At 59.5% G+C, this 18,569-nt stretch carries 16 protein-coding genes; 7 read left to right on the top strand and 9 right to left on the bottom strand.

The genetic code is table 11. From position 1 onward, the window contains the following. Nucleotides 1-269: 269 nt before the first annotated feature. The 3 genes from phoP to NKJ21_RS00375 all read left to right on the top strand — a co-directional run bounded on the left by phoP (nt 270) and on the right by NKJ21_RS00375 (nt 3,614). Entirely contained in the window at nt 270-941 is a 672-nt protein-coding gene (gene phoP / locus NKJ21_RS00385) for a two-component system response regulator PhoP (protein WP_004150807.1), read from the top strand. Then, nucleotides 941-2,407 carry a two-component system sensor histidine kinase PhoQ gene (phoQ, locus tag NKJ21_RS00380; RefSeq protein WP_008806025.1) on the top strand — a complete coding sequence of 489 codons (1,467 nt, stop codon included), beginning with the start codon at nt 941-943 and terminating at the stop codon, nt 2,405-2,407. The genes phoP and phoQ overlap by 1 nt, the downstream gene beginning before the upstream one ends. Nucleotides 2,408-2,492: 85 nt before the next feature. Then, nucleotides 2,493-3,614, top strand: a complete 1,122-nt coding sequence (locus NKJ21_RS00375; protein WP_012542214.1) for a cupin domain-containing protein — start codon at nt 2,493-2,495, stop codon at nt 3,612-3,614. A gap of 497 nt (nt 3,615-4,111) precedes the next feature. On the opposite strand, the gene pepT is transcribed toward NKJ21_RS00375, so the two are convergent. Further along, complete coding sequence (gene pepT, locus NKJ21_RS00370; protein WP_016160629.1) at nt 4,112-5,344, bottom strand: peptidase T; 1,233 nt, start codon at nt 5,342-5,344, stop codon at nt 4,112-4,114. 257 nt (nt 5,345-5,601) lie between these two features. On the opposite strand from pepT, the gene potA reads away from it, so the two are divergent. From potA to potD, 4 genes are read left to right on the top strand one after another with little or no spacing between them, the layout of a single operon-like run. Continuing rightward, nucleotides 5,602-6,738: a spermidine/putrescine ABC transporter ATP-binding protein PotA gene (potA, locus tag NKJ21_RS00365; RefSeq protein WP_012542217.1), complete on the top strand. Its 1,137-nt coding sequence runs from the start codon at nt 5,602-5,604 to the stop codon at nt 6,736-6,738. After that, nucleotides 6,722-7,579, top strand: coding sequence for a spermidine/putrescine ABC transporter permease PotB (gene potB, locus NKJ21_RS00360; protein ID WP_008806020.1), 858 nt, complete (start codon nt 6,722-6,724; stop codon nt 7,577-7,579). The genes potA and potB overlap by 17 nt, the downstream gene beginning before the upstream one ends. Next, nucleotides 7,576-8,361, top strand: a complete 786-nt coding sequence (gene potC, locus NKJ21_RS00355) for a spermidine/putrescine ABC transporter permease PotC (RefSeq protein ID WP_012968557.1) — start codon at nt 7,576-7,578, stop codon at nt 8,359-8,361. The genes potB and potC overlap by 4 nt, the downstream gene beginning before the upstream one ends. After that, nucleotides 8,358-9,404: a spermidine/putrescine ABC transporter substrate-binding protein PotD gene (potD, locus tag NKJ21_RS00350; RefSeq protein WP_008806018.1), complete on the top strand. Its 1,047-nt coding sequence runs from the start codon at nt 8,358-8,360 to the stop codon at nt 9,402-9,404. The genes potC and potD overlap by 4 nt, the downstream gene beginning before the upstream one ends. Before the next feature lie 45 nt (nt 9,405-9,449). On the opposite strand, the gene NKJ21_RS00345 is transcribed toward potD, so the two are convergent. The 8 genes from NKJ21_RS00345 to lolC all read right to left on the bottom strand — a co-directional run bounded on the left by NKJ21_RS00345 (nt 9,450) and on the right by lolC (nt 18,428). Next, complete coding sequence (locus tag NKJ21_RS00345) at nt 9,450-11,174, bottom strand: aldehyde dehydrogenase family protein (RefSeq protein WP_023339893.1); 1,725 nt, start codon at nt 11,172-11,174, stop codon at nt 9,450-9,452. Next, nucleotides 11,171-12,799, bottom strand: coding sequence for a long-chain fatty acid--CoA ligase (locus NKJ21_RS00340; RefSeq protein ID WP_023322319.1), 1,629 nt, complete (start codon nt 12,797-12,799; stop codon nt 11,171-11,173). The genes NKJ21_RS00345 and NKJ21_RS00340 overlap by 4 nt, the downstream gene beginning before the upstream one ends. A 251-nt stretch (nt 12,800-13,050) precedes the next feature. Then, on the bottom strand, nt 13,051-13,395 hold the full coding sequence (locus NKJ21_RS00335; RefSeq protein ID WP_064170205.1) for a hypothetical protein: 345 nt from the start codon (nt 13,393-13,395) through the stop codon (nt 13,051-13,053). A 90-nt stretch (nt 13,396-13,485) separates the two neighbouring features. Next, nucleotides 13,486-14,316: a Sir2 family NAD+-dependent deacetylase gene (gene cobB, locus NKJ21_RS00330; RefSeq protein WP_114500342.1), complete on the bottom strand. Its 831-nt coding sequence runs from the start codon at nt 14,314-14,316 to the stop codon at nt 13,486-13,488. A gap of 14 nt (nt 14,317-14,330) precedes the next feature. Then, complete coding sequence (nagK, locus tag NKJ21_RS00325; RefSeq protein WP_008806006.1) at nt 14,331-15,242, bottom strand: N-acetylglucosamine kinase; 912 nt, start codon at nt 15,240-15,242, stop codon at nt 14,331-14,333. A gap of 48 nt (nt 15,243-15,290) precedes the next feature. Continuing rightward, entirely contained in the window at nt 15,291-16,535 is a 1,245-nt protein-coding gene (lolE, locus tag NKJ21_RS00320) for a lipoprotein-releasing ABC transporter permease subunit LolE (protein WP_012542227.1), read from the bottom strand. Beyond that, the gene (lolD, locus tag NKJ21_RS00315; RefSeq protein WP_254732599.1) at nt 16,535-17,236 is read right to left on the bottom strand and encodes a lipoprotein-releasing ABC transporter ATP-binding protein LolD; all 702 of its coding nucleotides are present in this window, start codon (nt 17,234-17,236) and stop codon (nt 16,535-16,537) included. Before lolD ends, lolE begins: the two co-directional genes overlap by 1 nt. Beyond that, nucleotides 17,229-18,428, bottom strand: a complete 1,200-nt coding sequence (gene lolC / locus NKJ21_RS00310; protein ID WP_046622379.1) for a lipoprotein-releasing ABC transporter permease subunit LolC — start codon at nt 18,426-18,428, stop codon at nt 17,229-17,231. Before lolC ends, lolD begins: the two co-directional genes overlap by 8 nt. Between the last annotated feature and the right edge of the window lie 141 nt (nt 18,429-18,569).

Below are 18,569 nucleotides of genomic sequence, written 5' to 3'. Positions count from 1 at the left end.
GGCGTCATTGAGAGGTGATCCCAGCACTATTACACAAAAAATTAACATCACCAACCCGCGCACTGCCCGCGCTCTGCCGCTGGGCGTTTGCTGAAATTACGCATAGAATGAAGGAGTTCCATGCACTATGCGCAAAGGGCATCGCCGAAGGCTGGCCTGCCTGGCGGTGTTATGCGCCGTTGGTATAAAAAGCTTTATTTAACAGCTGTTTATATTTTGCGTATATAATGAGCGTCAGATTACTATCAACACAGGAAGGGAGAACAGTCATGCGCGTACTCGTGGTTGAGGATAACGCCCTGCTGCGTCACCACCTCAAAGTTCAGCTGCAGGAGCTGGGCCATCAGGTCGATGCGGCGGAAGATGCCAGGGAAGCGGACTACTATCTGGGCGAACATCTCCCGGATATCGCCATCGTCGACCTCGGCCTGCCGGATGAAGACGGACTATCGCTGATCCGCCGCTGGCGCAGCCACGATGTGTCGCTGCCGGTGCTGGTGCTGACCGCCCGCGAAGGGTGGCAGGATAAAGTGGAAGTGCTGAGCGCCGGGGCGGATGATTACGTCACCAAGCCTTTCCATATTGAAGAGGTTGCCGCCCGCATGCAGGCGCTGCTGCGCCGCAACAGCGGCCTGGCCTCGCAGGTGATCTCCCTGCCGCCGTTCCAGGTCGACCTCTCCCGGCGCGAGCTGTCGGTGAATGACCAGCCGATCAAGCTGACCGCCTTTGAATACACCATAATGGAAACCTTGATCCGTAACCGCGGCAAAGTGGTCAGCAAAGATTCCCTGATGCTCCAGCTTTACCCGGATGCCGAACTGCGCGAAAGCCATACCATTGACGTACTGATGGGCCGGCTGCGCAAGAAAATTCAGGCTGAATACCCGCAGGACGTCATCACCACGGTGCGCGGCCAGGGCTATCTGTTCGAACTGCGCTGATGAAGGGACTGTTGCGGCATATCTTCCCCCTGTCATTACGGGTTCGCTTCCTGCTTGCGACCGCCGGGGTCGTACTGGTGCTCTCCCTGGCCTATGGCATGGTGGCGCTGGTGGGCTACAGTGTCAGCTTCGATAAAACCACCTTCCGCCTGCTGCGCGGCGAGAGCAATCTCTTTTATATGCTGGCGAAATGGGAGAACGGCGCTATTGACGTCGATATCCCGGAAAACCTGAATATGGAAAGCCCGACGGTGACCCTTATCTACGATGAGAGGGGTAAACTGCTGTGGGCGCAGCGCGATGTCCCCTGGCTGGCGAAACGCATTCAACCGGAATGGCTGAAGCGCAATGGTTTCCATGAGATCGAAGCCGATGTCGACAGCAGCAGCATGCTGCTGCGCAACAACCACGAGATTCAGGAACAGCTGGACGCCATCCGCGAGCAGGGCGACGATTCGGAGATGACCCACTCGGTGGCGATCAACCTCTATCCGGCCACCAGCAAAATGCCCCAGCTCAGCATTGTGGTGGTAGATACCATTCCGGTGGAGCTCAAGCGCAGCTATATGGTGTGGAGCTGGTTTATCTACGTGCTGGCCGCCAACCTGCTGCTGGTGATCCCCCTGCTGTGGGTCGCCGCATGGTGGAGCCTGCGGCCTATCGAGTCGCTGGCGAAAGAGGTACGTGAGCTGGAGGAGCACCACCGCGAAAAGCTCAATCCCAACACCACCCGCGAGCTGACCCGGCTGGTCAGCAACCTTAACCGGCTGGTTCGCAGCGAGCGTGAACGCTATGACAAATACCGCACCACCCTCACCGATCTCACCCACAGCCTGAAAACGCCGCTGGCGGTGATGCAGAGCACCCTGCGCTCGCTGCGCGGCGAGAAGATCAGCGTCGACGAGGCGGAGCCGGTGATGCTGGAGCAGATAAGCCGCATCTCGCAGCAGATTGGTTACTATCTGCATCGCGCCAGCATGCGCAGCGGCGGCACCCTGTTGAGCCGGGAGCTGCATCCGATCGCCCCGCTGCTTGATAGCCTGACCTCCGCTCTCAACAAGGTCTATCAGCGCAAAGGGGTCAATATCTCGCTCGACATCTCGCCGGAGATCACTTTTGTCGGCGAGCAGAATGATTTTATGGAAGTGATGGGTAACGTTCTCGATAACGCCTGTAAGTACTGTCTGGAGTTTGTGGAAGTTTCCGTGCGCCAGACCACCGACAGCCATCTGCATATTCTGGTGGAAGACGATGGCCCGGGGATCCCGCAGAGCCAGCGCCGCGCCGTCTTCGACCGCGGCCAGCGGGCAGATACGCTGCGCCCCGGCCAGGGTGTGGGGCTCTCCGTCGCCCGCGAAATCGTCGAGCAATATGACGGGGAGATTATCGCCAGCGAAAGCCTGCTCGGCGGCGCCTGCATGGAGGTGGTGTTTGGCCGCCAGCTGATGGAAGATAAACAGGGTTAATCATTGAGTTTTTTAACGGCGCCTGCATCGCCGGGGCGCCGCATCCGTTATAATCCCTGTCAGACACCTGCAGTGGAATATCAATATGGATTATCAATTAACGCTTAACTGGCCCGACTTTATCGAACGCTACTGGCAAAAACGGCCGGTGGTACTGAAGCGCGGCTTCGCCAATTTTATCGACCCCCTAAGCCCGGACGAACTGGCTGGACTGGCCATGGAGAGCGAGGTCGATAGCCGCCTTGTCAGCCATCAGGATGGAAAATGGCAGGTCAGTCACGGTCCCTTCGAAAGCTACGATCACCTGAGTGAAAACAACTGGTCCCTGCTGGTGCAGGCGGTTAACCACTGGCATGAGCCCTCAGCGGCGCTGATGCATCCGTTCCGCGCTCTGCCGGACTGGCGTATCGACGATCTGATGATCTCCTTCTCGGTACCCGGGGGCGGCGTCGGTCCGCATCTGGATCAGTATGATGTGTTTATCATTCAGGGCACCGGCCGTCGGCGCTGGCGCGTCGGGGAAAAGGTGCCGATGAAACAGCACTGCCCGCATCCGGACCTGCTGCAGGTTGACCCCTTCGAGGCGATCATCGATGAAGAGATGGAGCCGGGGGATATTCTCTATATTCCACCAGGATTCCCGCATGAGGGGTACTCGCTGGAAAATTCGCTCAACTATTCGGTCGGCTATCGCGCGCCGAATGCCCGCGAGCTGTTCAGCGGCTTTGCCGACTACGTTCTCCAGCGCGAACTGGGCAGCCAGCGCTACGCCGATCCGGACGTGCCGTCCCGCGACCATCCGGCGGATATTTTACCCGTCGAACTCGACCGCCTGCGCGAGATGATGCTGGGGCTGATTAATCAACCAGAGCACTTTAAACAGTGGTTTGGCGAGTTTATCACCCAGTCGCGTCATGAGCTCGACGTCGCGCCGCCGGAGCCGCCGTATCAGCCAGATGAAATTTACGATGCTCTGCAGCAGGGCGACACGCTGGAACGCCTGGGCGGCCTGCGGGTGCTGCGCATTGACGGCGAGGTGTTCGTCAATGGCGAGAAGATCAACTCCCCGCACCGCCCGGCGCTGGACGCCTTAGCCACCCATCTGACGCTGCGCGCCGACCATTTTGGCGATGCGCTGGAAGATCCGTCATTCCTCGCCATGCTGGCAGCGCTGGTCAACAGCGGCTACTGGTTCTTTGGCGACTGAGCCATCATCCTGCCCGGCGGCGCTGCGCTTGCCGGGCCTACAAACAGCACGATTTCCGTAGCTCCTGTATCGGTTTGCAACGGTTTCGACCCGGGAAAAACGTTTGTTCTGTGTTATTTCCGAGCAGATTGCGCTCCCAATATGTATTCTGCGTTATGTTACTCATGAAGTAGGGAGCGCACAGGGGGCGGCCAGTCGCCGCCGCCCCCTGTACCCCCGGGCTCCGGCCAGCAAAATCGCCACTTCGTGGTGCCTTCGACTTATCCCTGCAGGCTTCGGGTCGGGCCGAGGCAGCGTCCGTGCAAAACACGGCCCTCAGCCCGCATCCATGCGGGCTGCCCCTGCCTTCCGGGAACGTCTCAGCGATTTTGAGGCCGCCAACACCGGCAGTTTCAGTCGCGCAAGTGGGTAAATTAGCATCAGATCGCACGAGTCGTAGGCCGGATAAGGCGTTAGCCGCCATCCGGCATCTTGTGCGACAAGCCTGGTTGCGAAGGCTATTTCCCTTTTCGTGTTGCCGTCAGCTCGGCGATACGCACGATCACCTGCACCGCCTTCTCCATCCCTTCCAGGGTGACAAACTCATGTTTGCCGTGATAGTTGTAGCCGCCGGTAAACAGGTTCGGGCACGGCAGTCCCATAAACGAGAGCTGCGCGCCGTCGGTGCCGCCGCGGATCGGCTTCATCTGCGGTTCAATATCGCAGTCCACCATCGCCTGGCGGGCAATATCGACCACGTGCGGATGGGCGATAACCTGCTCATGCATGTTGTAATAACTGTCCTCAATCACCAGCTCGATATAGCAGTCCGGGTGCAGCCCCTTGCCGACCTTTTTGGCGATCTCCATCATCTTGCGTTTACGCGCCTCAAAGTGCTTGCGGTCAAAATCGCGGATGATGTAGTGCATCTCGGCCCGATCCACGCTGCCTTTGATGCTGGTGAGGTGATAAAAGCCTTCATAACCTTCGGTGGTCTCCGGCGCCTCGTCGGCTGGCACTTCGGCATGAATGCGCGCAGCCAGCGACAGCGCGTTGACCATCACCCCTTTTGCGGTGCCGGGATGCACGTTATTGCCGACAATCTTAATGGTCACCGAGGCGGCGTTGAAGTTTTCAAACTCCAGTTCCCCCACGCCACCGCCGTCGACGGTATAGGCCCAGCGGGCATCAAAGGCCTCGACATCGAAATGCTTCGCCCCTTTTCCGACCTCTTCATCGGGGGTGAAGGCCACGCGGATATCGCCATGAGGGATGTTTTTCGCCTGCAGGGTCGCCAGCGCGGTCATGATCTCGGCGATGCCGGCCTTGTCGTCCGCCCCCAGCAGCGTTTTCCCGTCGGTGGTGATCAGCGTCTGCCCCAAAAGCTGATGCAGAACCGGGAACATCACCGGGGAGAGCACCTCATCGCCGATGCCTAGCGCGATATCGCCGCCGCGATAGTTTTCGACAATCTGCGGATTAACGTTTTTACCGCTGAAATCCGGGGAAGTATCGACGTGAGAGATAAAGCCGATGGCCGGGATATCGCCCTCCACGTTGGCGGGCAGGGTTCCCATTACCGTCCCTTTTTCACTCAGCGTTACCTTGATCAGTCCCATTTCTTCCAGCTGCGCCTGCAACAGGCGTAACAGCTTCCACTGCCCTTCCGTGCTGGGGACCTGACGAACGCCAGGCTTCGACTGCGTGTCCAAAGAAACGTACTGCAAAAAACGCTCAAGCAATTTATCCATGTAGCCACCCTCTTCTTTTGTGACAACATTATTCATAAGCCAGAAAAGACAAATATTGCGTCAGGTCATTCTTAGCCCGTAAAGCGAAATTTAATAACGGAACCGACGTTATGGTGTAAAGGTAGACTATGCAGGCGTATCAAGGATTGGCGATTACCCTCGTTTGCCGTAGAATGCTGGCCCTTATTAAAAACGTGCAACCCCAAAGGTGGTTAATCACAAACCCCGCAGCGGTCGGAAGTTTCCGTTGCGTCTACATGGGACAGAGTCAAAAATTGAATATACAACCGCGTTCGCGTTCGCCGCTGGTGCAACTGGCGGGAATTCGCAAGAGCTTTGATGGTAAAACGGTCATCGATAACCTTAACCTGACCATCAACAATGGTGAGTTTCTCACCCTGCTTGGCCCCTCTGGCTGCGGTAAAACCACCGTTCTGCGCCTTATCGCCGGCCTGGAAAACGTCGACAGCGGACGGATCCATCTCGAAGATCACGATATCACCCATGTCCCGGCGGAAAACCGCCACGTCAATACCGTCTTTCAAAGCTACGCCCTGTTTCCGCATATGACGGTATTCGAGAACGTCGCCTTTGGCCTGCGGATGCAGAAAACCCCGGCGGCGGAAATCACCCCGCGGGTTCTGGATGCCTTAAAGATGGTACAGCTGGAAGACTTTGCCCAGCGCAAACCGCACCAGCTCTCCGGCGGCCAGCAGCAGCGCGTGGCCATCGCCCGCGCGGTGGTTAACAAACCGCGCCTGCTGCTGCTCGATGAATCCCTTTCGGCGCTGGATTACAAGTTGCGCAAGCAGATGCAGAACGAACTGAAAGCGCTGCAGCGTAAGCTCGGGATCACCTTCGTCTTCGTGACCCACGATCAGGAAGAGGCCCTGACCATGTCCGATCGCATCGTGGTCATGCGCGATGGCAAAATCGAACAGGACGGCACCCCGCGAGAGATCTACGAAGAGCCGAAAAACCTGTTCGTCGCCAGCTTTATCGGCGAGATCAATATCTTCGACGCCACCGTGATCGAGCGCCTCGACGAGCAGCGCGTGCGTGCCAACGTCGAAGGACGGGAGTGCAACATCACCGTCAATTTTGCCGTGGAGGCCGGCCAGCGTCTGCACGTCCTGCTGCGCCCGGAAGATCTGCGCGTCGATGAGATCCACCACAACAGCGACGCCGACGGCCTGATCGGCTATGTGCGAGAGCGTAACTATAAGGGGATGACCCTTGAGTCGGTGGTCGAGCTGGAAAACGGCAAAATGGTGATGGTCAGCGAGTTCTTTAACGAAGACGACCCGGATTTCGACCACTCTCTTGACCAGAAAATGTCTATCAATTGGGTGGAGAGCTGGGAGGTGGTGCTGGCCGATGAAGAACTCCAGTAAATTCCAGAATGTGGTGATCGCCACCATCGTCGGTTGGCTGGTGCTGTTTGTCTTCCTGCCCAACCTGATGATCATCGCCACCAGCTTTCTGACCCGCGACGACGCCAACTTCGTCAAGCTGGTCTTCACGCTGGACAACTACTCGCGGCTGCTGGATCCGCTCTACTACGACGTGCTGCTGCATTCACTGAACATGGCGCTGCTGGCGACCCTCGCCTGCCTGGCGCTGGGCTACCCGTTTGCGTGGTTCCTCGCCCGGCTGCCGCAGAAGGTGCGCCCCCTGCTGCTGTTTCTGCTGATCGTCCCCTTCTGGACCAACTCGTTGATCCGTATTTACGGGCTGAAGATTTTCCTCAGTACCAAAGGCTATCTGAACGAGTTCCTGCTGTGGTTAGGGGTGATCGACACGCCGATACGCATTATGTTCACCCCCTCGGCGGTGATTATCGGCCTGGTGTATATCCTGCTGCCGTTTATGGTGATGCCGCTCTACTCCAGCATTGAGAAACTGGATCGCCCGCTGCTGGAAGCGGCGAAAGATCTCGGTGCCAGCAAGCTGCAGACCTTTATCCGCATTATCATCCCGCTGACCATGCCGGGGATCATCGCCGGCTGTCTGCTGGTGATGTTGCCGGCGATGGGGCTGTTCTACGTTTCCGACCTGATGGGCGGCGCCAAGAACCTGCTGATCGGCAACGTGATCAAGAGTCAGTTCCTGAATATTCGCGACTGGCCGTTCGGCGCGGCAACCAGCATTACCTTAACCCTGGTGATGGGCCTGATGCTGTTGATTTACTGGCGCGCGGCGCGCCTGCTGAATAAAAAGGTGGAGCTGGAATGATCGGTCGACTGCTGCGCGGCGGCTTTATGACCGCCATCTACGCGTATCTCTACATCCCTATTATTATTCTGATCGTTAACTCGTTTAACCGGTCGCGCTTTGGTATCAACTGGCAGGGGTTCACCACCGACTGGTATAGCCTGCTGATGAACAACGATAGCCTGCTGCAGGCCGCCCAGCATTCCCTGACCATGGCGGTGCTGTCGGCAACCTTCGCCACCCTTATCGGCTCGCTGACCGCCGTGGCGCTGTACCGTTACCGCTTTCGCGGCAAACCGTTTGTCAGCGGCATGCTGTTTGTGGTGATGATGTCGCCAGATATTGTGATGGCCATCTCTCTGCTGGTGCTGTTTATGCTGATCGGTATTCAGCTTGGTTTCTGGTCGCTGCTGTTTTCGCATATCACCTTCTGCCTGCCGTTTGTGGTGGTCACCGTGTTCTCCCGGCTGAAGGGCTTTGATGTGCGGATGCTGGAGGCGGCGAAAGATCTGGGCGCCAGCGAGATGACCATCCTGCGCAAAATCATCCTGCCGCTGGCCCTGCCGGCGGTCGCCGCCGGATGGCTGCTGAGCTTCACGTTGTCGATGGATGACGTGGTGGTCTCTTCGTTCGTGACCGGTCCGGGATATGAAATTCTGCCGCTGAAGATCTATTCGATGGTCAAGGTTGGCGTTTCGCCTGAGGTGAACGCCCTGGCCACGATTCTGTTGGTTCTGTCGCTGGTGATGGTCATCGCCAGTCAGTTAATTGCACGTGATAAAACTCAGGGGACGTTAAAATGAAAAAATGGTCACGCCACCTGCTCGCAGCCGGCGCTCTGGCAATCGGCATGAGCGCCGCGCACGCGGACGATAGCAAAACGCTCTATTTTTATAACTGGACCGAATACGTACCGCCGGGCCTGCTGGAGCAGTTCACCAAAGAGACCGGCATCAAGGTCATCTATTCGACCTACGAGTCGAACGAAACCATGTATGCCAAGCTCAAGACCTATAAAGACGGCGCGTACGACCTGGTCGTCCCGTCGACCTACTTCGTCGACAAGATGCGTAAAGAAGGGATGCTGCAGAAGATCGATAAGAGTAAGCTGACTAACTTCAGCAACCTCGATCCGCAGATGCTGAACAAACCGTTCGATCCGAATAACGACTACTCCATTCCCTATATCTGGGGGGCGACGGCTATCGGCGTCAACAGCGATGCGATTGATCCGAAAACCATCACCAGCTGGGCCGACCTGTGGAAGCCGGAATACAAAAGCAGCCTGCTGCTGACCGACGACGCGCGCGAAGTGTTCCAGATGGCGCTGCGTAAGCTGGGCTATTCCGGCAACACCACCGACCCGAAAGAGATTGAAGCCGCCTATAACGAGCTGAAAAAGTTAATGCCTAACGTCGCGGCGTTTAACTCCGATAACCCGGCGAACCCGTATATGGAAGGCGAAGTGAACCTCGGGATGGTATGGAACGGCTCGGCTTACGTCGCACGCCAGGCCGGTACCCCGCTGGAGGTGATCTGGCCGAAAGAAGGCGGCATCTTCTGGATGGACAGCCTGTCGATCCCGGCGAATGCCAAAAACGTCGACGGCGCGCTGAAGCTGATTAACTTCCTGCTGCGCCCGGATGTCGCCAAACAGGTCGCGGAAACCATCGGCTACCCCACGCCAAACCTGGCGGCGCGCAAAATGCTCAGCCCGGCAGTGGCCAACGATAAATCGCTCTATCCGGACGCTGCGACCATTGAGAAAGGCGAATGGCAGAATGACGTCGGCAGCGCCAGCGCCATTTATGAAGAGTATTACCAGAAGCTGAAAGCGGGCCGCTAATCCCGCAGGGCGGAACCGCGGTTCCGCCTTTTTTTTGCTCTCACCTTAGCCCCTCAGCGCGCGCCAGAGGATCGCCGGCAGCTTGCGCCAGCGCGGCCGATGATAAAAATCCACCAGCTTCTGCGCCACCGCTTCCTGCCCCCGGTGGGTAATAAACCAGGGCGGCAGGGGCATCAGCGTCAGTTCGCCATGCCACAGACTGCGCGGAAACGGCCGAAACGGCGCCTCAATCACCGTGCGCTCGGTTTTCTCCAGCATAAAGCTGTTATGCACCTTGCCCCGCCCGCTCTGAATATCGTCGAGCGTGTGGCCGGGAAACGCGCCCCACGGGCAAGGGGCCAACAGGAAGGCCACCCCGCTCCAGCAGTTGATCGCCACCGTGCCGTAGCGCAGCTCAGCGATTAACGCGTTAAAACGCTTACGTCCAATCGCTTTGCGGGTGCGCGGATGGATCACAATATTGGCTCCCAGCGTGCCCTGCAGCCGCTGATTCGCATAGCCGATCGCCTGGCGCAGAAAACTTTCCGCACTGTCGGCCTCAAGACGAGTGACCGACAGCCCCGGGCCAAAGACCTCCTGCTGACAGAGCGCCGGGTCATCGTCGGTGTTCGCCACAATCAACGGCAGCGCGTCGCCGCGCGCTATCTCCAGCGGCTGGCGGGCGCGCAGGCGAAAGTCGGTCAGCCGTTTTTCAGCGCCGGGGTAGTAGTCCGGGCGGGTATTCGCGGCGATCAGTCGGTACAGCTGATTCAGCAAGCCCGTCGCTGGCTCCCAGCCCTGCTGCAGAATCAGCACCTGGCTGGCCACGCAGTTAAACCCGCCGTTGTTCATCTTCTGCGTCGCCAGCTGCTGCGCCTGAAACGCAATATCCGCCTCGCTCCACGGCCCGGGTACGATAATGGTAGGGCTGACGCCGCCCAGCTCCGAAGTCACCCGACGCGGGTTCAGCGGCGTCCCGGAGGCCCGACGCTGGCGAGCCGCTTCACCGTCGCCCCAGACGATGACGTCATGGGTCTCGCGAGAGCCGGTGATATGGATCTCATCGACAGCGGGATGGCTGGTCAGCCATGCTCCCGCCTGGGCGTCGCCGGTGACGATGCGGAGCGCATCCATGGCAATCAGCGGTGCCAGGGCCTGGGCCAGCAGATCGTGCAGATAATCATTCACCGGGTTGAGCTTCAGCAGGCAGACCTGATTTTCAATAAACAGCTTGTGTAGCACATCCAGTGGCGCAATCGAGGCCACATTGCCGGCGCCAAGCACCAGCGCCAGCTTGCCCTGCCGCGCGGCCGGCGGGATGTCGTATGCCCGCGCCGCATAGCGGTCAAGATGGGCCCGGGTGACGCCTGGCTGCATCCATATCTCAGCGCGAACCCCAGACAGCAACAGTCGATCCCAGAGCGTGCCGGGCACCACCCGCAGCGCCAGGCGGCCGTCCGCCAGCGTCCGCAGCGGGATCCGCCGCAGAAAGGTCTTCTCTTCCAGCTGCTCCAGGGTGGCGATGAGCCCGTTGCAGCCGACCATTAGCGCGCAGGGGCCCGCCAGCCACTCCTCCCCCGCCAGCGGATCGCCCGCCCGCAGCCCTTTGGCCGCCGCCGCGGCGGCCACCCACGCCGGGGCAATACCAGCCAGGGCATCCTTGATCTGGCGCAGCAGCGCCAGACGACGGTTCACCGAGGTTTCCGCCCAACGCTGGCGCGCCGCCGACAAGGCGTACAGGGCAGCATCATACTGAGAGCAGGTCGTCAGACCGGGTCGCGCATGGCTCATTTTCCCTCACTCATTAAAATCTCTCCGTAGGCCTGGCGCAGTTGATTTTTGAGCACCTTACCCGTGGCGCTGACCGGTAGCGCGTCGACAAATATCACCCGGTCCGGGATCTGCCACTTTGGCACCCGCGTCTCAAACCAGGTCAGCAGATCGGTCTCTTCCACTTCGCCCCCTTCCGCGCGAACGCACAGCAGCACCGGCCGCTCGTCCCAGCGCGGATGACGGGCGGCGATGGCCGCCGCGCTGCGCACCGCCGGATGCGCGATGGCGATATTCTCCAGCTCAACGGTGGAGATCCACTCGCCACCGGACTTGATAATATCCTTTGCCCGATCGCAGATCACCAGATAACCATTGGCGTCGAGCGTACCGATATCGCCGGTATCAAACCAGCCTCCCGCGGTCAGGGCGCTCGCGTCCTGACCATAGTACTGCTCCACCACCCAGTGCCCTCTGACCTGCAGATACCCCTGACTTTGACCATCCCGGGGCAACGGTTCGCCATCCACGTCCACTACCTGCAGTTCGATGCCGAATATGGGCCGCCCCTGACCGGCGCGCTGCTTTTGCTGCTCCTGTGCCGGGAGCGCGTCATGTTTGCTCAACGGCGTGTTGATGGTGCCGATAGGCGATGTTTCGGTCATTCCCCAGGCGTGGGTCAGTTCAATGCCGTAATCACGCTGAAAGGCCTCGGCCATCGACGGCGGCAGCGCGGAGCCGCCAACCAGTGCACGTTTAAATTCAGGCAGCCGGACCTCTGTCCGGCGCATCGCCGCCAGCAAGCCGGCCCAGATCACCGGCACGCCAAACCCCACCGTTACCTTCTCGGCGGCCAGCAGCTGCAGCAGGCTGTCGCCATCGAGGTGCGGCCCCGGCAGCACCAGCCGCGCGCCGACCATGGCGGCGATAAACGGCGTCCCCCACGCGTTGACATGGAACATCGGCACCACCGGCAACAGGCTGTCCTTCGCCGATATGCCGGCGGCGTCCGGCTGGTTGCCGCTCAGGGCGTGCAGGACCAGCGAACGATGGGTATTCAACACCCCTTTCGGCCGGCCGGTAGTTCCCGAGGTGTAGCAGAGCGAAGCTGGGGTCAGTTCATTGAGCTGCGGCCAGCGATAGTCTACTGTCCCCTGCTGCAACAGATCGTCAAAAAACAGCAATGAGGGCAGTTGGCTGAGCGCCGCTTCGCTGCGGGGTTCCATCAGCACGATGTGTTTCACCGTCGGCAGCTGCGGCAGCAGCTGCGCCACCAGTGGCAGAAAGGTCTGGTCAAAAAACAGCACTTCGTCGGCAGCGTCGTTGAGGATATACCGCAGATGGTCAACCGACAGCCGCGGGTTGACAGTGTGTGTCACCCAGCCGCCGGAGGCGACGGCAAAATAGATCTCCAGGTGGCGGCGATTGTTCCATGCCAGGGTAGCGCAGCGGGCGCCTGGCGGCAGCCCCAGCGACGCCAGCGCCGACGCCAGCCGCTGAGCGCGGCTGGCCACCTCCCCCCAACTGCTGCGCTCCTGCTCACCGCCAGTACTCACCGAGACAATCTCGGTCTCGCTGTGATATTGCGCCGCATGGCCGAGCAGCGCGGCAGTGGTGAGATCCTGATAAATCATCGGTGACGGCATTACGGGGTCTCCTTTACAGACTTCCGGCAGGGAACAGGGGCGCGGCGCGATCGTGCGGGCGCCTATTGAATCTGGTCTACATTTGCCGGTCTGCACAAAAAAACGTACAGAAATCAGCGGTCACGCACAAAATAGAGTAAGAAATGATTCAGGAGGAAAAAGACGAAATCATAACAGGCAGGTCATTGCTCAGGGCGGCTATCGCCCGGCAGCGGGCCGGGCGATAGCGTGTGTGGCGCAGCGGAAAACGATCAGCGTCGTCCACCGTCGCGCTGGCCTTTGCCCTTCCCTTTTTCGGCTCGCCGCTGCACAAAATCTTCAATGATGCCGGAGATCCCGTTGAGAGGTTTCCACAGCACTACCAGCAGCAGCAACGGGCCGTATATTCGCACACCGCCCGTCGCGACCTGACCGGTGAACAGCAGGGCTAAGCCATCCAGCAGCAGGGACAATGCGCTGCCAGTGCCGACGAACAGACACAGCAGGAAGAGGATCGGCCGGCTATCGGCGTGTAGCGGTAAAGCGCGCTGGCTCCAGACGCCAACGATAATGGCCGCGATCAACATGATCGCTTCGATAACCAGCGGATTATGCATGGTCTGACTCCTGTCATGACGTTTCATCCTTGTCAGCAGCGCTGCCGGAAGCAGTGGCCAGGGCCCTGGCTACCGGCAGGCGGCTTCAGTTTATAGCGGGTTTTCCTGCAGCAGCTTATCGATAAAGGCAGGCACCACTTCGCTTGCCAGCCCGTAGTGCTTCTCGGCAAACTCGCTGCCCACCTGGCTGGGTTCCAGGTTCAGTTCAACGGTATGGGCGCCGTGCAGCCGCGCCTCGTGCACAAAGCCAGCCGCCGGATAGACATGGCCGGAGGTACCGATGGCGATAAAAATATCCGCGTCGGCCAGCGCGCTGTAGATCTCATCCATCCCCAGCGGCATTTCGCCAAACCAGACCACGTGCGGACGCAGCGCCGCCGGGAACTGACAGCAGTGGCATTTGTCCTCGGCGGTGACGTCGACGGTCCACTCCAGCACCTGGCCGCTCCACGAACAGCGCACCTTTAGCAGCTCGCCGTGCATATGGATCACCCGGCGGTTGCCGGCGCGCTCGTGCAGATTATCAATATTCTGGGTGACCAGCAGGAAATGGTCGCCCAGTAGATCTTCCAGACGCGCCAGCGCCAGATGCGCCGCGTTCGGCGCGATCTCCGGGCTCTGCAGCTGGCGACGACGGGCGTTGTAGAACGCCTGCACCAGCGCCGGATCGCGGGCGAAGCCTTCCGGCGTCGCCACATCTTCCACCCGATGCTCTTCCCACAGGCCATCCGCCGCGCGGAAGGTTTTAATCCCCGACTCTGCCGAGATGCCCGCGCCGGTTAACACCACCACTCTCGGTTTTGCCATCGCTTCAGGTTTCATCCTGTCCTCCCTAAAGAAAATCCGCTGACGCAGACGGTCACGCAACCGACGTTTATTGCGACGAAAACGGCTCAATCGATGTAAACGGCGCGACTGCATAGCTACCTCTGTGATTAATGGGTCAGGTGAAGGAAGGCCGCACCGCGCATTCCCCCGGCATCGCCGTGGCGTGCGCGCTCAATGCGCGGAACCCTGGCGACCGGCAGAAGATGGCGCGGCAATCGTTGCGCCAGCCCTTCGCTAATGGCCGTAAAGTTAGATAATCCACCGCCGAGCACCAGTAAATCCGGGTCGACAATGGTCAGTATATTCCCCAGACACACCGCCAGCAGATCGAGATAGCGCTCAACGTGCGCCTGGGCGCGCGGATCGTGCTGCTGCCACTGCGCCACTATCTCCGGCGAGGAGAGCGGTTGCTGGTAAAAATGTTCGTACAGCCAGGCGAAACCACGGCCGGAGAGATAATTTTCAATGCAGCCCAGCTGGCCGCAGCCGCAGCGCAGCAGCGGAAAATCGCGCCCGACCACCTCCAGGGCATCCACCGGCAGGCGAATATGGCCGAACTCGCCGGTGATATAGCTATGTCCGGTAATCGATTTACCGTTCAACACCAGGCCGCCGCCCACGCCGGTGCCGAGGATCAGCCCCATCACCAGCGGGTATTGCGTAAACTCATCGTCCCACGCTTCAGACAGCGCGAAACAGTTGGCGTCATTATCGAGGCGCACATCGCGCCCCAGCCGCGCGCTGAGGTCGGTGCGCAGCGGCCGGCCGCTGGCGGCTGGCACGTTAGCGGCATACAGCGTGCCGTCTGCCGTTTCCGGCATCCCCGGAATACCGATCCCGACCGACCCCTGCTGGTCGAAGCGCTCATCGGCCTCGCGGACCAGCGCCTCCACCGCCTGGAGAAAATCCTCATAACTGCTTTTCGGCGTGGCGACGCGTTTTTCCCACTGCAGTCGCCGCTCCTGATTAAATACGCCCAGCGCTATCTTGCTGCCGCCAATGTCAAATCCATAATACATTTCAGCAATTCCTCTTGTGTCGTCAGCAAAGCCGACGATGACGATAAATTACTGGCCACTCAGCACCCTCGCCGGGTCGATGCGGCTGGCGCGGCGGGCGGGATACCAGCTGGCCAGCAAACTCAGCAACAGTGCTGTCACCAGCACATAAAAGACGTCCAGCCAGTGCAGTTCTGACGGCAGGAAGTCAATAAAATAGATGTCGCCGGAGAGGAATTTATGCCCAATCAGGTATTCGATACCGTTGATGATTGACGTCAGGTTCAACGCGCAGATCACGCCGATCACTACCCCGAACAGGCTGCCTACCGATCCGGCTAATAAACCATACCACACGAAAATCGCGCGAATTAAGCCGTCTTTTGCGCCAAGCGTGCGCAGCACCGCAATATCGCCGCTTTTGTCTTTGACCGCCATCACCAGCGTCGAGACGATGTTAAAGCAGGCCACGCCGATCACCAGCACCATCGCCAGGTACATAATGGCGCGGATCATCTGGATATCGCGATACATATAGCCATAGGTGCCGATCCAGCTCTTGATGTAGACGTAGCTGTTGGTCACCTCGCCGGCGTCGCGCACCAGCTTGTTCGCGTGGAAAACGTCGGTGACCTTGATGGCGATGCCGGTCACGCTGCTGCCCATCTCCAGGTACTGCTGCGCATCCTGCATCGGGATCATGGCAAAACTATGATCGAGCTGGCCGCTCAGCTGTAAAATTCCGGTCACATGCAGCCTGACGCGTTTTGGCTGCAGCAGTTGATGGTCGGCGTCGGCGTTAGGGATCATGATCGACACCCAGTCCCCCTGCTTCACGTGCAGCGCATCGGCGACCCCTTTCCCCAGAATCACCTGCTGTTCGCCGGCCTTGAATCCGGCCCACGCGTTATTCTGCACAAAGGTGGGCAGCGCGCTGAGCCGGGTTTCCTGCTGCGGGTCGACCCCTTTCACCTGGATGGCGCGCATATTGCTGCCGCTCTCCACCAGGCCGGTGAAGTTAATATAGGGCGCTGCCGCGACAATCCCCTTCACCTTCTGCACCTTCGCCAGCGCCTCCTGCCAGTTATTCCACGGCTGGTTCACGGGTTCGATTTCGCCGTGCGGCACCACCGCCAGCACGCGGTTGTTCAGCTCGCGTTCAAAACCGTTCATCGCGCTGAGGCCGACGATCAGCACCGCCACCCCCAGCGCAATGCCGATGGTGGAGATCACCGAGATCAGCGACACCATGCCGCCGCGCCGCCGTCCGCGGCTGAAACGTAATGCAATCAGTAACGATAACGGAGACGCCATTACTCGGCCCCCATCAGGGTCAGGTCGGCGGTCAGACGGCCATCACGCATCTCCAGCTGGCGGCTCATGCGTTTCGCCAGCTGCAGGTCGTGGGTCACCACCAGAAACGCGGTGCGCTGCGCGACGTTCAGTTCGCCCAGCAGCTGGAAGATGCTGTCGGCGTTGCGAGCATCAAGGTTACCGGTCGGTTCATCCGCCAGCACCAGCCGCGGTTTATTCACCAGCGCGCGGGCAATCGCCACCCGCTGGCGTTCACCGCCGGAGAGCTCCGACGGACGGTGATGGCTGCGGTGTTCAAGCCCGACTGCCTGCAGCATCACTTTCGCCTGGCGTTCAATATCCGCTGGCTTCTTTTTGCCAATCAGCAGCGGCATCGCCACGTTTTCCAGCGCGCTAAAGTCCGGCAGCAAATGGTGGAACTGATAGATAAAGCCCAGCTCGCGGTTACGCAGGTCGGCGCGCGCGGCGGTGGAGAGTTTACTCATCGGCTGGCCGGAGAAAATCACGTCGCCAGAGGTGGGCGTATCCAGGCCGCCGAGCAGATGCAGCAGCGTACTTTTGCCAGAGCCGGAGGTGCCGACAATGGCCATCATCTCGCCTTCACCAATGCTGAAGCTGACATTGTGCAGGACATCGGTTTGCACATTGCCTTCCTGATAGCGTTTGCACAGGTTGTCGCATTGCAGCAGGATCTTATTCATAACGTAAAGCCTCAGCGGGTTGGGTGGCGGCAGCGCGCCAGGAAGGGTACAACGTAGACAACAAGGCCAGCACCATCGCCACCAGGGCGATAACAATAACCTGCAGCGGCTCAATCGCCACCGGCAGCGCCGCGCCGTCAAGGAAGGCGCCGATGACTGGCATTAAATTATTCAACTGGCTGGCGAGCAGCGCGCCAAGCACGGCTCCCAACAGCGCGCCGACGATCCCGGCGCTGGCGCCCTGCACCATAAAGACGGCCATGATCTGCCGCGGCGTCAGCCCTTGAGTTTGCAGGATAGCCACTTCGCCCTGCTTCTCCATCACCATCATCCCCAGCGAGGTAATAATGTTGAAGGCCGCGACGGCGACGATCAGGCTCAGCAGCAGGCCCATCATGTTTTTCTCCATGCGCACCGCCTGGAACAGTTCGCCCTTGCGCTCGCGCCAGTCCTGCCACTGGGTACCCGGCGGCAGCGTCTGCTGACTCAGGGTATCCACTTGCAGCGGTTTATCCAGCCACAGGCGCCAGCCGGTGATATTCCCCAGCGGATAACGCATTAAACGAGAGGCGTCGTCGATGTTGGTCAGCATCTGATAACCATCGACTTCGCTGTTGGCGGCGAAGGTGCCGATAACCGTGAACAGACGCTGGCTCGGCACGCGGCCCATTGGCGTAAACTGACTGGCGGAAGGAACCATCACACGAATTTGATCGCCACGATTAACCCCCAGTTGGCCCGCCAGCTGTTCGCCGAGAATAACGTTATATTTGCCCGCCTGCAGATCGCTCTGTTTGACGTTCACCAGGTACGGAGTCAGGGGATCGTTCTGCGCCGGATCAATGCCCAGCATAACCCCGACCGCCACGCTGCGCGCGCTCTGCAGGACGACGTCACCGGTGGTGATCGGCGCCACGCGGGTCACCCCCTGGAGTTTCGCCTCGCGCTCCGGCAGTTGCTGTGGATTCACCGAACCCTGTTTGGCGCTAAGAATGGCCTGCGGCATCAGCCCCAGGATATTGTTTTGCAGCTCGCGTTCAAAGCCGTTCATCACCGACAGGACCGTCACCAGCGCCATTACGCCAAGCGTAATGCCGATGGTTGAGAGCCAGGAGACGAATCGACCGAAGCGGTCGGCTGCGCGCCCGCGCATATAGCGCAGGCCGATAAAGAGTGCGGCAGGTTGGTACATGTCATCCATCTGGTTGCTGATAGCCGATGCCCGAGTATATAAGCGAATACGAGCAGCGTAAATGACTGATACCTGACGACTTTATTAGCAATAATCCTAAAAACCAAGCAAATACAATCGGATAGATAAGACCTTGCTGAT

The organism is Klebsiella sp. SWET4 (genome assembly GCF_024296565.1).
Classification (GTDB): Bacteria; Pseudomonadota; Gammaproteobacteria; order Enterobacterales; family Enterobacteriaceae; genus Klebsiella; species Klebsiella variicola.
Note: the sequence above shows the minus strand (reverse complement) of the source record. Positions and strands in the feature narration are given on the sequence as shown.